This window comes from Microtetraspora malaysiensis (assembly GCF_050947145.1).
In the GTDB taxonomy this organism is placed as follows: domain Bacteria; phylum Actinomycetota; class Actinomycetes; order Streptosporangiales; family Streptosporangiaceae; genus Microtetraspora_A; species Microtetraspora_A malaysiensis.
This window is the reverse complement of the sequence record NZ_CP191998.1, coordinates 8,573,458-8,587,676: the sequence shown is the minus strand read 5'-3', so window position 1 is coordinate 8,587,676 and position 14,219 is coordinate 8,573,458. Positions and strand designations below refer to the sequence as shown.

General features: G+C 71.9%; 11 protein-coding genes. 3 read left to right on the top strand and 8 right to left on the bottom strand.

All coding sequences use genetic code 11. From position 1 onward, the window contains the following. Positions 1–31 precede the first annotated feature (31 nt). Genes ACQP1V_RS40050 through ACQP1V_RS40040 form a run of 3 tightly spaced genes read right to left on the bottom strand, consistent with a single transcriptional unit; the run spans position 32 to position 2,789 of the window. On the bottom strand, positions 32–691 hold the full coding sequence (locus ACQP1V_RS40050) for a hypothetical protein (RefSeq protein WP_433416384.1): 660 nt from the start codon (positions 689–691) through the stop codon (positions 32–34). Continuing rightward, positions 688–2,118 carry an ATP-binding protein gene (locus tag ACQP1V_RS40045; protein WP_433416381.1) on the bottom strand — a complete coding sequence of 477 codons (1,431 nt, stop codon included), beginning with the start codon at positions 2,116–2,118 and terminating at the stop codon, positions 688–690. The genes ACQP1V_RS40050 and ACQP1V_RS40045 overlap by 4 nt, the downstream gene beginning before the upstream one ends. Further along, on the bottom strand, positions 2,115–2,789 hold the full coding sequence (locus ACQP1V_RS40040; protein ID WP_066938252.1) for a response regulator transcription factor: 675 nt from the start codon (positions 2,787–2,789) through the stop codon (positions 2,115–2,117). Before ACQP1V_RS40040 ends, ACQP1V_RS40045 begins: the two co-directional genes overlap by 4 nt. A gap of 349 nt (positions 2,790–3,138) precedes the next feature. Here ACQP1V_RS40040 and ACQP1V_RS40035 point away from each other — a divergent pair, with 349 nt between their 5' ends. Both ACQP1V_RS40035 and ACQP1V_RS40030 read left to right on the top strand, forming a co-directional pair. Beyond that, the gene (locus ACQP1V_RS40035; RefSeq protein ID WP_387409176.1) at positions 3,139–3,753 is read left to right on the top strand and encodes a lytic transglycosylase domain-containing protein; all 615 of its coding nucleotides are present in this window, start codon (positions 3,139–3,141) and stop codon (positions 3,751–3,753) included. 138 nt (positions 3,754–3,891) lie between these two features. Then, a complete protein-coding gene (locus ACQP1V_RS40030; RefSeq protein ID WP_433416378.1) occupies positions 3,892–5,817 on the top strand; it encodes a glycosyltransferase in 1,926 nt (641 codons plus the stop codon). 6 nt (positions 5,818–5,823) lie between these two features. Here ACQP1V_RS40030 and ACQP1V_RS40025 read toward each other — a convergent pair whose 3' ends face one another. From ACQP1V_RS40025 to ACQP1V_RS40010, 4 genes are read right to left on the bottom strand one after another with little or no spacing between them, the layout of a single operon-like run. Then, positions 5,824–6,849, bottom strand: coding sequence for an alpha/beta fold hydrolase (locus ACQP1V_RS40025; RefSeq protein WP_433416375.1), 1,026 nt, complete (start codon positions 6,847–6,849; stop codon positions 5,824–5,826). 49 nt (positions 6,850–6,898) lie between these two features. Then, positions 6,899–8,278, bottom strand: coding sequence for an MFS transporter (locus tag ACQP1V_RS40020; protein ID WP_433416372.1), 1,380 nt, complete (start codon positions 8,276–8,278; stop codon positions 6,899–6,901). Positions 8,279–8,321: 43 nt separating this feature from the next. Continuing rightward, on the bottom strand, positions 8,322–10,205 hold the full coding sequence (locus ACQP1V_RS40015) for a helix-turn-helix domain-containing protein (protein ID WP_433416369.1): 1,884 nt from the start codon (positions 10,203–10,205) through the stop codon (positions 8,322–8,324). Further along, complete coding sequence (locus ACQP1V_RS40010; RefSeq protein ID WP_433416366.1) at positions 10,206–10,979, bottom strand: 3-hydroxybutyrate dehydrogenase; 774 nt, start codon at positions 10,977–10,979, stop codon at positions 10,206–10,208. Positions 10,980–11,335: 356 nt separating this feature from the next. Here ACQP1V_RS40010 and ACQP1V_RS40005 point away from each other — a divergent pair, with 356 nt between their 5' ends. Then, positions 11,336–12,049, top strand: a complete 714-nt coding sequence (locus tag ACQP1V_RS40005; protein ID WP_433416363.1) for a hypothetical protein — start codon at positions 11,336–11,338, stop codon at positions 12,047–12,049. A 738-nt stretch (positions 12,050–12,787) separates the two neighbouring features. Here the strand turns inward: ACQP1V_RS40005 and ACQP1V_RS40000 are convergent. Continuing rightward, positions 12,788–14,212 carry a class II fumarate hydratase gene (locus tag ACQP1V_RS40000; RefSeq protein WP_433416360.1) on the bottom strand — a complete coding sequence of 475 codons (1,425 nt, stop codon included), beginning with the start codon at positions 14,210–14,212 and terminating at the stop codon, positions 12,788–12,790. Positions 14,213–14,219: the final 7 nt, after the last annotated feature.

Genomic DNA, 14,219 nt, shown 5'->3' with positions numbered 1-14,219 from the left:
TCTCGCCTCCCCGCCGGCGCGCGTTCCGGGGTCAGGGCGGGAGGTGGCCGTTGAGCGGGGCCAGGTCCCAGTACTCCCGGCAGGTGTGGATCTTCAGGTTCCCGCTGCCGCGCTGGGCGATCTCCACCGCCCAGATCTCCGGGCGCAGCCGTGCCGTACAGGTGATCTGGGCCATCGCGATCCGGGACATCTTCGGCCCGCTGACGAACACCCGCAGCCGCAGCCCGGCGCTGTCCGGGTCGTTGCGCAGGTTCGGGTCGGACGTGTACCGCACGAGCTGGACCTGGGCCAGCCGCATCCGCGACAGGGTGGTGCCGACGCCGCTCGGCGGGCGCCGGCCGGCGCCGAAGAGGGCGGAGAGCACGTCATTGACGTGGCCGGAGGCCGCGGCCACGCTGATCGGCTCCAGCCGTCCGGACCGGACGAGATAGACGCGCACGATCGTCGAGTCCCCGCTGATGACCGGGGGCGGCCCCTTGTCGTTGACCCCGGTCGGGCTCACCCCGCACCCCGCGACCGCGACGAGGAGCAGGGCGGCCAGTGCGGCGCGGGCGGCGGCACGGTGCGCGGCCCCCATGAGCGGACGCGGTGAGAGGACGCGGTGCGCCGCCCCAATGAGCGGCCGCGACGGGGCGGCGCGGTTCGAGGCGGTGTGGTCCGGGGCGGGGCGGTTCACGACGGGGTGGTTCATGGCACGGGGATCCACAACGTGAAGAGGGTGCCGGGCTCACACCGCTTGACGTCGATGGTGCCGCGGTGCAGTTCGGCGTTCGCCTTGGCGATGGCGAGCCCCAGGCCGCTGCCGACGCTGCGGGTCCGGCCCGCGCCCGCCTTGTAGAAGCGTTCGAAGACGTGGGGGAGTGAGCGCTCGGGAATGCCCCCTCCGTGGTCCCGTACGGTCACCTGGAGGCCGCTGGGCCGCACCCGGGCGCTCACCAGCACCGGCGGCGCCCCGTGGTGCAGGGCGTTGCCGACGAGGTTCGCGACGATCACGTCGAAGCGCCGGGGGTCGAGGGAGAACGTCAGCCCGATCGGGACCGTGAGCTGCACCCGGTCGCTCCAGCCGCGCACCTCCAGGCAGTCGGCCAGGGTGTCGCCCACGTCCACGTGATCGCGGCGCAGCACGGCGGCCCCGGAGTCGAACCGGCTGACCTCGATCAGGTGCTCCACGAGCAGCTTGAGCCGGTCGATCTCCCGGAGCACGATGCGCACCGCCTCGCCCGCGTCGTCCGGAAGGCCCTCCGCCTCCTCGGAGAGCATGTCCGTCACGGCGGTCATCGCGGTGAGCGGGGTGCGCAGCTCGTGCGAGACGTCGGCGACGAAGCGCCGGGACATCGTCTCCAGCGTGCGCAGCTCCGACACCTTCCCCTCCAGCGCCTCCGCGGTCTCGTTGAAGATGCCGGTCAGCTCGGCCAGTTCGTCCTTGCCGCGGACGGGCAGCCGGATGTGCAGCTCGCCCGCCCCGAGCATCCGGGCGGCGTCCCCGAGCCGGCGCACCGGGAGCAGGACCTGCCGGGCCGACAGCAGGGCCACGGTGAGCGCGATGGCCAGCGTGATCCCGGCGGCCTGGAGGAGCGAGGCGCGCAGCCGGTTAAGCACGCCCTCCTCGTCGCTCAGCGAGACGAAGACGTACGTGCTGAGCCCGGTGGCGCGTACGACGCCGATCTGGTTGGCGCGGTGGATCTGGGTGGCGACCAGCAGCCACGGATGCCCCTTCAGCCGGAGTCGCTGGGAGACCAGGCGTCTGGTGGCCTGCCATCGGAGCTGGTCGGGCACGTCGTCCATGGTGAAGGGCGACCCCCGGCTGGCGCGGCTGTGGCCCCCGTAGGAGACGAGGACGACGCGGTCGGGGCCGTTGAGCGCGTTGACCAGGTCGCCGAGGTCGTCGTCGGTGACCGTGGAGTCGCTCGGCCACACCACGTCGCTGGCGCCGACCGGGAGCGAGACCCGCGACAGCGTCTCGCGCACGTCGGAGATCGAGGTGCGCTCCACCCTGTCCAGCAGCTCTCTGCCCACGAGCTGGTAGCCGAGCCCGGCCACCGCCGCGGACGCGGTGATCGCCACCAGCAGGAAGGTCACCACCAAGCGGCCGCGCAGGCCGGTGGGAAACCAGCTCACGGGGGGCTGAAGCGGTACCCGAAGCCGCGGACGGTGTGGATGAAGACCGGATCGGCCGGAACCGGCTCTATCTTGGCCCTGATCCGCTGCACGCACGCGTCGACGAGGCGCGAGTCCGCGACGTGGGAGTGGTCCCACACCGTGCGCAGCAGATAGCGGCGGTTGAGCACCTGGCCCGGGTGGCGGACCAGTTCGAGCAGGAGGCGCAGCTCCGTCGGGGTGAGATGGATCTCGCGTCCCTTGAGCGTCACCTTCAGCGCGCCCCGGTCCACGAGCAGGTCGCCGAAGCTGATGCGGTCGGACGAGGCGGACTCCAGCCGCCGCAGGACGGCCCGGATGCGCGCGTCGAGCACTCGCGGCTCGACCGGCTTGACCACGTAGTCGTCCGCGCCGGCCTCAAGTCCGACGACCACGTCGAGATCGTCGCCCCGCGCGGTGAGGAGGATGATCGGCAGGGAGTCCATCCGGCGGATGCGGCGGCACACCTCGACCCCGTCGATGCCGGGCAGCATCACGTCGAGGATCACGATCTCGGGGCGCCGCGCCCGCACGTGCGCCAGGGCCTCCTCGCCTGTCGCGTACGCGGTGACGGAGTGGCCCTGGCGGGTGAGCGCGAGCTCGAGCCCCGTGCGTACGGAGGGGTCGTCTTCGACCAGGAGGATGCCAGCCACGCGGACATTATGGCCTGTATGTCGGGAATTCCCGGAGGTGTCATGAAACCGTAACGCGGCACGGACATGGCCAGGACGAACAGCCTGCATGCTCGCGGAAAGGGTCCTCCCTTCGGTGCGGGGGTCCGAGGGGCGGACCCTGTGACGAAAATCACACAACCGAGGAAAGTCCATTTCCGGGGGGTTAGGGCAAAGAATTCGCCATCGGAGTTCCTTGTTCCGGTTGCACGACACCCCGGGGGACACGGCAAGCTCATAGGTCGTGAGTTCAGGTCAGCGGCTTAAGGAGCGCCCGTCGCGCTCCCGTTCCCAGCGTCGGTCGGGCACAGGCCTGCTGACTCCTAAACGCGTGGTCATCCTCGTCGTGTCCCTGGTTCTGGTCGGCGCGGGCACCACCTACGTCGTGCGCACGGCCATCGAGAACGCCAACACGCCGTCCAATCCGCTCGCCCTTCCCGACATCCTCGCCGGCGACCCCGCCTACGCCAATCCCGAGATCGACGCGATGAAGGCGCAGGCCGCGCAGAAGCTCAAGGGCGACAAGCTGAAGGAAGCCCGCGACGGCCAGAAGCCCGACCTGGACCCCGTGAAGATCGCGAAGAAGGCACCGGGCGGCGGCGGGTTCAACCCGGCCGACTTCCCGCCCGGCTCCACCCCCGACCCCGGCAGCAACAAGGCCCTCGGCCGGCAGATGGCCGCCGCGCGCGGCTGGGGCGACGCCGAGTGGGGCTGCCTGGAACGCCTCTGGGACAGGGAGAGCCACTGGAACGAGCGGGCCATGAACCGCTACAGCGGCGCCTACGGCATCCCGCAGTCGCTGCCGGGCAGCAAGATGGCCAGCGCCGGCGCCGACTGGCAGAGCAACGCCGCCACGCAGATCAAGTGGGGTCTCGGCTACATCGCCGGCCGCTACAAGACGCCCTGCGGCGCGTGGGGCCACTCCCAGTCCGTCGGCTGGTACTGACCGGCGCGCGGCCCCACCCGTCCACCGGCCCCGGCCTGGGCAAAGATCCCTTCGACGCGCCCTAGTCCTGGTCAGGTTTGGTCGACCTTTCGGCAAGTCGGCAGAGACCCGTGGTACCGGCCGGGCACCCTTGGCCTCATGGGTGTGAAGGTCAGTGTTGTGGTCTCCACGTGCGACGCCGCACCGGCGAGCGACGCCTTCGACGCATGCGTGCGCTCCGTCCTGGAGCAGTCGCTGCCCGCGGACCGGTACGAAGTGATCTTCGCGGACGACGGGTCCACCGACGGCACCCGCGAGCGGCTCGACGCACTCGCGGCGACGCGCAAGAACGTACGCGTGCTGCACCTGGACCACAGCGGCGGGTCCGCTCGGGGCCGCAACGCCGCCCTGTCCCTCGTACAGGGCGACTACGTCTACTTCATGAACCAGCACGACCGGCTGGAGCACAGCGCCCTGCAGAACATGTACGGCATGGCCGTACGCGCCGGGGCGGATGTGCTCGTCGGCAGGCTCGTGGGCGAGGGGACGCCGCTCTCGGCGTTCACCGGCAGCCGGGAGCGCGCCGACATCATCCGGGACCGCCTGCTGGCGCTGCCGACGGCGCACAAGCTGTTCCGCATGGGCTTCCTCGCCGGGAACCAGATCGGGTTCCCGGACCGCCCGCTGGCCGAGGAGGCGTTCGTCGCCCACGCGTATCTCGCCGCCACGGCCATCTCCATCCACGCCGGGCAGATCTGCTGCCGCGTCGCCGCCCGGCGCGAGGACCCGCGGGAGGATCCGGCCGCGCTGGTCGCCGGGCTGCGGACCATCCTCGACATCGTCGAGGCGTACACGCCGCCGGGGCAGCGGCGCGACCGGATGCAGGCGCACTGGTTCCGCGTGCTCGGTCTTCGCCGCCTCGGCGGCGCGCGGTTCGAGGCGATGGGCGAGCACCGCCGGACCGTCCTGTTCACCCGGCTGCGAGAACTCGCCGCCGAGCGCCTGCCCGACCGGCTCGACGTGTACCTGCCGGTCCACCTGCGGGCGCGGGCCGCGCTGCTGCGCGCCGGGCGGCAGGAGGAGCTGGCCCGGCTCGTCGCCGCCTCGCGCGGGACCCGGCTGAGCGCCGAGCTGCAGGAGGTGCGCTGGGACCAGAGCGTGTTCACCATGGACCTGGCCGTCGAGATCGTCGACGCGGGCGGCGCGCCGCTGCGGTTCCACGCCGAGAACGGCCGCCTCTACTGGCGGCCGTCCATCCCGCTCAAGGGCCTGCTGTCCCCCGAGATGGCCGACGTGACCGAGGCGGCCCGCCGGGCGCGCATGGAGGTCTACGTCCGGGACACGGAGTCCGGCGTCACCTACTTCCTCCCGGTGACGAGCACGGTCCAGCACGCCCGCGACGGTGACGGCGTCCGGGTCTGGGCGGCGGGCCAGGCCCGGCTCGACATCGGCTCCGCCGCGCTCGGACGGCCGCTGCGTCCCGGCCTGTGGGAGGTGCACGTGCGGATGCGCGGCGTCCACCCGGCCCGCACCCGGGTGGCGCGGGCCGAGGCGCCGATGAACTGCGCGGGCATCCTCGCCGACTATCCCCGGCGACTGGTCGTGCCGTGCTGGTCCGGGCGGGGCGACCTCAGCGTCTGCGTAGAGCCGAGGTCGTTCTCCGAGTCCATCGCGCTGGTGTCGCCCCGGGCGTCGGTGACCCACAGCGACGACGACGTCTACGTCGTCGTGCCGGTGCCGTACGTGCCGCCGAGCGGCGGGCCCGCGGTCGAGCTGGTGCTGCGCCAGCTCGGCGGCCGGGGCAGGGATATGACCGTCCCCGCGCTGGTCGAGCCCGGCGTCCCCGGCCGGCTGCCCGGCCAGCTCGTCGCCAAGGTGCCCGTACGCCGGCTGGGCGGCGAGGGCTGCCTCGGCCCCGGCGCGTGGCGGCCGGGGCTGCGGATGGAGGGCAAGGACGTCGATCTCCGCTTCACCCTGGAGGTCGGGCTGCGGGGGCACGTCCGGGTGCGGCCGGCCGACGCCCGGCCGACGCCGTCGCTGCTGCGCCGGATCGCCGCGCGGATCCCGGGCCACGCCGCCAGTTGAGCGCGGCTACGCCTCGCACAGGTGGGCGACCAGGGCCGCGCGGAACTCGGCCGGCTTCTCGACGTGCGGGCTGTGGCCGGAGCCGGGGATCGCGACCTCGCGGTAGTTCCCATAGCGGTCGAGCACGGCGCGCGTCTGGGTGACCATCGGCTGGGCGGGCGTGCCGTCCCAGTCGGGCACCGCGCCGATCGCCCCCAGGTGGGCCAGGTCGAACAGGGACGTGTCGGAGACGATGACGTCCTCGGCGCCCCTGATCCACAGGATGGGCGGCTTGGGGTCGATCGTGTGCAGGTCGTCGATCCGGAAGTACGTCGGCGCCATCGTGTTGAGCACGCCCCGCTTGCCCGGCGCGACGCCCGGCCAGGCGGTCGCGGCGACGCTGTCGCCCGGGTAGTGGTCCTCGCCCAGCCGGGTGGACAGCATCGACTCGACGTAGGCGTCCTCGTCCTCGCCCAGATCGGCGCCGGGCACCACGTACGCGGTGCGAAGCACGGAGCGCGGCGACAGCGGCGAGTCCGCCGACCGGTCCCCGGCCCGGAGCGCCGCCACGAAGTCCGGGCTCGCCGTGCCGCCGCCTGAGCCGGCGCCGTCCGGGTGGGTGAGGACGCCGTCCGGACCGGTCGTCCCGCCGAACCCGTACGGCGAGACCGGGTTGACGAGAGTGGCGCTCCTGACCGCCTCGGGCCGGTCACGGAGCGCCTGGAGGACGACGCCGCCGCCCATGCTCCAGCCGATCAGATGGGCGGGGCCGATCACGTCGAGGAGCGCCAGGACGTCGTCGGAGTAGTCCCGCGGCCCCCGCGTGGCGTCCACCGGCGCCGGGTCGGAGTCGCCGAACCCGCGCAGGTCGACCGCGAGCGGGCGCAGGCCGCCGGCGTCCGGCGATTCGGCGAGCGCCGCCATGGTGGGACGCCAGAAGGTGCTCGACGAGACGTTCCCGTGGATGAAGAGCACGGGCTCGCCGGTCGTTCCCGGGACGGAGAGGACGTTGAGTGTCGTACGCGGGGTGCTGATCCGCTCGGCGGAGATCATGGTGCGGCTCCAGGTGGTTGGGGGTCGGGGTGTCGGATCGTCGCGTCCCTCAGGACTCCTGACCGGCGTCGGCCAGGGACGCGCCGCGGGGGCCGGAGGTCGGCTCGATGGCGGTCAGGTCGCGATCGCGGGTCTCCTTGGCGACGACGACCGCGATCACCGTGAGCACCGCCGAGCCGGCGACGTAGAGGGCGATCGGCAGACCGGAGTCGTACTTCTGGAGCAGCGCGACCGCGATGATCGGCGCGAGGGCGCCGGCCACGATGGAGGCGAGCTGGTAGCCCACGGACACTCCGGAGTAGCGCATCCTCGTGGCGAACAGCTCGGAGAAGAACGCGGCCTGCGGGCCGTACATCGCTCCGTGGAAGAGCAGGCCGACGGTGACCGCGATCGTCGTCAGGGCGAAGGAGCCGCTGTCGATCAGCGGGAAGAACGCGAACGCCCAGAGGCCGACGCCCACCGCGCCGATCAGGTACACGGGGCGGCGGCCCAGCCGGTCGGAGAGCGCGCCCCACATCGGGATGGTGACGAAGTGGATCGCGGAGCCGATCAGCACCGCGTTGAGCGCGGTCTGCTTGGGCATGTCCGCGGCGGTGGTGGCGTACACGAGGATGAACGCGGTGATCACGTAGTACGAGACGTTCTCGGCGAGCCGCGCGCCGATCGCCACCAGGACGTCGCGACGGTGATGGCGCAGCACCTCGCGGATCGGGGCCTTCTGCGAGGGAGGCTGGTTGGCCAGCGCCTCCTTGAACACGGGCGACTCGGTGACGGTGAGCCGGATCCACAGTCCGACCAGCACGAGCAGGCCGGAGAGCAGGAACGGGATCCGCCAGCCCCAGGCGAGGAACGTCTCGTCGGACTGGACCGCCGCGAGCAGCGCGAGCACCGCGGTCGCCAGCAGGTTCCCGCCCGGCGCGCCCGCCTGCGGCCAGGAGGCCCACAGGCCGCGCCGCGCGGGGTCGCCGTGCTCGGAGACCAGCAGGACCGCGCCGCCCCACTCGCCGCCGAGGGCGAAGCCCTGGACCAGCCGCAGCGCGGTGAGCAGCAGTGGCGCCGCGGCGCCGAGCGTGGCGTACGTCGGCAGGCAGCCGATCAGGACGGTCGCGCCGCCCATCAGCAGGAGGCTGACCACGAGCAGCTGCTTGCGGCCCAGCCGGTCGCCGTAATGGCCGAAGACCAGGCCGCCGAGCGGCCGGGCGACGAAGCCGACGGCGTACGTGAGGAACGCGAGCAGCGTGCCGGTCAGTGCGTCCTCGGCCGGGAAGAAGAGCTTGTTGAACACGAGCGCGGCGGCCGAGCCGTAGAGGAAGAAGTCGTACCACTCGATCGTGGTGCCGATCAGGCTGGCGCCGACCACCTTGGTGATCGGGGTCCGTGTTTCGTTGGCCACGGGGAGCTCCTCAAGGTCGGGGGGTCCGGCCAACATATGTTGTGACGAATATCACTCCTATGGCCGACTCGCACATACCTCAGGCGTCGGTTATGTGGCTCCGCAGGCGGTGCAGCCGCAGGGCGAGCTGGATCTCCAGGGCGCGCTCCGGCTCCTGCCAGTCGGCCCCGAGGAGCTGGGCCACCCGGTCGAGCCGCTGGGTGACCGTGTTCACGTGGATGTGCAGCGCGTCGGCCGTACGGGACAGGGAGCCGCCCGCGCCGAAGTACGCGGTCAGCGTCCTGATCAGCGCCGTGCCGCGCCGCCCGTCGTAGTCCAGGACCGGGCCGAGTGCGGAGCCGAGGAAGCCCGGGACGTCCCGCCCCTCGCCCATCAACAGGCCGACGAAGCCGAGCTCGTCCGCGCTCGCGCCGTCGCCGTCCCGCCCGAGCGCGATCAGCGCGTCGGCGCAGCGCTGCGCCTCCCGGTACGCGTCGGGCACCCCCGAGGCGACGGTCTCGGGGTCCTTCTCGGCGGCGGATCCGGAGGCGGCGGCGCGGGCGGCTCCGGCGGTGGCGGGCCGGCCGAGCGACGAACTGAGCTCACGGGCGACGCGGCGCGCGACGGCGCCCGGCGCGTCTCCCGGCACCAGCAGCACGACCTCGTCGCCGCGCGCCGCCGCCAGGCCGTGGGCGAGCGTCGCGTGCGACGACGCCCAGAAGGCGGCGCGTTCCCGCTGCCCCTCGTGGCGGGCGACGACGAGCACGTGCGGCAGGTCGAGGTCCACGCCCAGCCGGCGTGCCCGTTCGCCGAGCCCGGTGAGGTCGGGCCGGGAGATCAGGTCGTCGAGCAGCTCGCCGCGCACCCGCCCCTCGGCCTCGGCCACGCTCCGCCGGAAGAGCAGCAGCAGCGCGGTGACGATCGCGCCACGCTCCAGGATGCGCTGGTCGGCCGCGGCCACCGGCTGCTCGGTCCGCAGCACCAGCGTGCACACCGGCGCCGCCCCCACGTCCACCGATGCGACGTACGCGCCGCCGCGTTTCACCGTACGGCCGAGCGCGCGCGAGGAGCGGGCGGCGTCGAACACGCCGCTGTCGAGGTCGGCGGCCTCGCCGACCAGCGGGCGGCCCTCGTCGTCGAGGACCGTGACGGTGCCGCCGAGCACCTCGGTGACCACGGCGGCGACGTCCTCGACCCCGCCGCCGCGCAGCACCAGCCCGGTCATCCGGTCGTGCGCGTCGGCGGCGCGCTCGATGGCCTCACTGTGCGCGCTGATCAGGCTGTTGGCCTCGCTCAGCTCGGCGAGCGCGGACCGGGTCTCCTGGAGCAGTCGCGCGGTGTCGATCGCGACGGCCGCGTGCGCGGCCAGCGAGCAGAGCAGCGCCACCTCCTCCTGCACGAAGGGGCGCGCGCTGCGGTTGGCGGCGAACAGCACCCCGATGACCTGGGTGCCGAGCCGCAGCGGCACGCCGAGGATGGCCACCAGGCCCTCCTCGTGCACCGCCTCGTCGATGGTGTTCGTGTGTCGCAGCCGCTCGTCCGCGAAGTAGTCCGCCGTGTTGTACGGCGTGCCCGACTCGGCGACCAGCCCGCCGAGGCCCGCGCCCATGGCGAGCCGCAGCCGCCGGAAGCGCGCCGAGATCGAGCCGTCGGTGACCCGCATGTAGGTGTCGCCGCGCTCCGGGTCGTGGAGCGTCATGTACGCGATGTCGGTGGACAGCAGCCGCCTGGCCCGCTGCACGATCGCCGCCAGCACGGCGTCGAGGTCGGTCAGCCCGGCCAGGTCACCGGCGGTGTCGAAGAGGGCCGACAGCTCCGCCTCCCGCCTGGCCCGCCTGCGCAGCATGGCCCGCACCTTCAGGGCCGCGAACTTGTCCTCTTCGAGCTCGGCGGTGTCGAGGCCGGCCGCGCGGGCCTGGAGCACCGGCCCCTCGAACTCCACGGCCGAGGCCTCCCGCGCGAGGAGTTCGAGATAGGGGTTCAATTAGTGCGCGCTCCATCCTCCGTCGAGCGGGACCGAGGCTCCCGTGATGAACGAGCCCTGTGGACCGCAAAGATAGGCCACCAGCTCGGCGACTTCGTCCGGCTCCACCAGTCGCTTGATCGCGGCCGGGGCCAGCATGATCTGCTCGACCACCTCGTCCGGGCCGATGCCGTGCGTCCGCGCCTGCGCCGCGATCTGGTTCTCCACCAGTGGGGTGCGCACGTACGCGGGATTCACGCAGTTGGAGGTGACGCCGTGGGACGCGCCTTCGAGCGCGATGACCTTGGAAAACCCCTCCAGGGCGTGCTTGGCCGTCACGTACGCGGACTTGTACGGCGAGGCGCGCAGGCCGTGGACGGAGGAGATGTTGACGAACCGCCCCCAGCCGCGTTCGTACATGCCGGGCAGGACGGCGCGGGCGATCAGGAAGGGCGCCTCGACCATCACCTTCAGGATCTTGGCGAAGATCTCGGGCGGAAACTCCTCGATCGGGGCGACGTGCTGGAAGCCCGCGTTGTTGACCACGATGTCCGCCGAGATGTCCGCCCGGATGCCGGTTGAGGCGTCCGCCCAGGTGTCCAGGAAACCGGGGTCGGAGAGGTCCACCGCGACCGCGGTGCCGTCCGTCTCGGCGGCGACTTCGGCGGCGCTCTCGGCGTTCATGTCGGCGACCACCACGTGGGCCCCCGCCGCGGCGAGCCGGAGCGCGCACGCCCTGCCGATGCCACTGCCCCCACCCGTGACCAGGGCCGTGCGGCCCTCAAGGCTCGTCATGCCGATCAACCCTAGGAATCCCGGGGCGACCGGCCCATGGTGGCCGTGGACATATATGGCCCCTCTTCTATGTGGCTTCGTCGCGCCCGTCGCCTGAGGGGGTGGACGGCGCCGTATCCGCCGCGGCGGTCAGGGTCGCACCGCGCCGGGTGTCACCGCGGCGTTGCTCCATCTACGTTCAACGTAGTATCTTGCGGCGGTTCCACCGCACGGGTCGCGTATGGCGCGCATCCGACTGATCTGGAGATTTCATGCGTCGTGTCACGTGGTTGCTTTCACTTGCCCTCATATCGGGGTGTGCCGCCGAACAGGCCGCCGCTCCGGCTTCCACGAAGGGGCCGGATCCGCGGCCCAGGATGGAGCAGATCAGGGCCGACTGCATGAAGCAGCGCGGCTTCAAGTACGTCGCCTACGTCGAACCGAAGCGGCCGGAGCCCGACCTGAGTACGTACGAGGCGATGAAGACCTATCGCCAGAAGTACGGTTTCGGGGTGTTCGCCCAGTTCGTCGACCCGAAGGATCCCTTGACCGGGAGCGTGGAAACCGCCTCAGGCCTCGACGACCCGAACCGGCTGATCGCGCAGAAGCTGAACGCCTCCCAGCTCGATGCCTACAACAAGGCGAAGGACGGCTGCTACGGGAAGGCCGTCAAGGAGGTGCTGCACAAGAAGGCGGACTCAAGGCTGGAAGGGCTCATGCTCCAAGGAGGGGCCAGGGACGACCTGGAGGAGGCCGAGATCAACGGCGACTCCGAGCTGGTCGCGCTCATTCCGGCCTTCGCCGACTGCCTCGTGGCCAAGGGGCAACGGGTGCCGTCGGCCATGCTGCCGACCGCGATGGCCAAGAGAGGGTTTGACGCCTTCTGGGACCGGCTTGACGCGCTGGGCGACAAGGAGTCCAAGGGTGCGCCGCGGGACCTCACTCCGGCGCAGGCCAGGCCGTACCTGGATCGGGAGATCAAGGCCGCGCTGGAGGACCTGGAGTGCGGCAAGGAGTTCTACACCCGCTACGCCCCGAAGGAGGCCTCGATCGACGCCCGGGTGGAGGCGGAGTACGGTCCGCTGTTCTGACGCTGACCCCGATTGCCCGGCCGCCCCTCTGTCGGGCAGGTTGATCTCGCCGAGCCAGGCGCGTGGGCCCGAGCCCGGACTTGACCACGTCGGCGAAACTCGACCGACTTCCCGTGCCGGTCGGGGCCGCACCGCTCCGGGTGTCACCGCGGCGTTGCTCTATCTACGTTCAACGTAGTATCTTGATCGTTGTCGAGAAGATCGACAGCGGCCGGGGGCCAGGTGCGCTGCTCCACGCTCGCTGGGCTGCTCGGCAGGCGTCACCTTTGTGGGGAACCGTGGTGCATCCGCGCCGCGACCGGAGATCGCCGCCGCTCCGGGGCGGTGGCGATCTCTGTCGCCTGCGGTGAGCGGCTGATCGAATCGCGTCGGGGTTCGGCCTGCCGTCGGTGTGCCTCGTCCTTGTCGCGGCCGTTCCGCCGCACGGGTCGCGCACGGCGCGCGTCCGACTGACCTGGAGATTCCATGCGTCGTGTCACGTGGGTGCTGTCGCTTGCCTTCATATCAGGGTGTGCCGCCGAACAGGCCGCCGCTCCCATCCTCACGAAGGGGCCGGACCCGCGGCCCAAGATGGAACAGATCGATCGACGCCCGGGTATGGGCCGAGTACGGCCCACTGGTCGGACGCTGACCCCGATCGCCCGGCCACCCGCCTGCCCCCCGCCTGCCCCCCGGCGGAGCGCAGGCCACGTCCGGGGGCGTCCGCGTCCGTGGGCGCGGTGATTCTTCGGATGCTCCCTAATCTCGATCGCGGGTTGAGCGATCCGCCGGCTGCTCGGGCCGGGTCATGGACAGGACGTCGAGGACCTCGTCGAGCTGCTTCTCGGTGAGGGCGCCGTCGGCCACGTGACCGCGTTCGACGACCACCTGCCGGATCGTCTTGCGTTCGGCGAGGGCCTGCTTGGCGATCCTGGCCGCCTCCTCGTAGCCCACGTAGCGGTTCAGCGGCGTGACGATCGACGGCGACGACTCGGCGTACTCCCTGAGCCGCTCCACGTTGGCGGTGATCCCGCGTACGCACCGCTCGGCCAGTAGCCGGGAGACGTTCGCGAGCAGCCGGATCGACTCCAGGATGTTCCGGGCCATCACCGGGAGCATCACATTGAGCTCGAAGGAGCCGGACGCGCCCGCCATCGTGACCGTCGCGTCGTTGCCGACGACCTGCGCGGCGACCATGGTGACCGCCTCCGGGATCACCGGGTTCACCTTGCCCGGCATGATCGACGACCCGGGCTGGAGATCGGGCAGGTTGATCTCGCCGAGCCCGGCGCGCGGGCCCGAGCCCATCCAGCGCAGATCGTTCGCGATCTTGTTGAGGGAGACGGCGACGACCTTGAGCGCGCCCGAGAGCTCGACCAGCGCGTCCCGCGCGCCCTGCGCCTCGAAGTGGTCCCTGGCCTCGGTGAACGGCAGGCCGGTCGCGCGGCCCAGCTCCTCGATCACGGCCGCGGCCCAGCCGGGGTCCGGGGTGTTGATGCCGGTGCCGACGGCGGTGCCGCCCAGCGGCAGCTCGGCGAGCCGGGGGAGCACCGCCTGGATGCGCTCGATGCCGAGCTCCATCTGCGTGGCGTACCCACGGAACTCCTGACCGAGGGTGACCGGCGTGGCGTCCATCAGGTGGGTCCGCCCGGACTTCACGACGTCGGCGAACTCGACCGACTTCTCCTCCAGCGCGGTCGCCAGGTGTTCCAGCGCGGGTGTCAGGTCGTGGGTGACCGCCTGCGTGGCGGCGACGTGGATCGAGGACGGGAACACGTCGTTGGACGACTGCGCGGCGTTGACGTGGTCGTTGGGGTGGACCGGCCGTCCCAGCCGCTCCGCGGCCAGCGTCGCGATCACCTCATTGGTGTTCATGTTCGACGACGTGCCGGAGCCGGTCTGGAACACGTCCACCGGGAACTGGTCGTTCCACCGCCCGGCCGCGACCTCCTCCGCCGCCTCGCGTACGGCCCGGGCCATGTCCTCGTCGAGGACGCCGTACGCGGCGTTGACCGTGGCGCAGGCGGCCTTGATGCGCCCGAGCGCCGAGATGTGCGCGGGGTCCAGGCCCCGGCCGGAGACGGGGAAGTTCTCCACCGCCCGCTGCGTCTGCGCCCCCCACTTGGCTGAGGCGGGCACCCGAACCTCACCCATGGAGTCGTGCTCGATCCGGAAGTCGTTCATGTTCCTG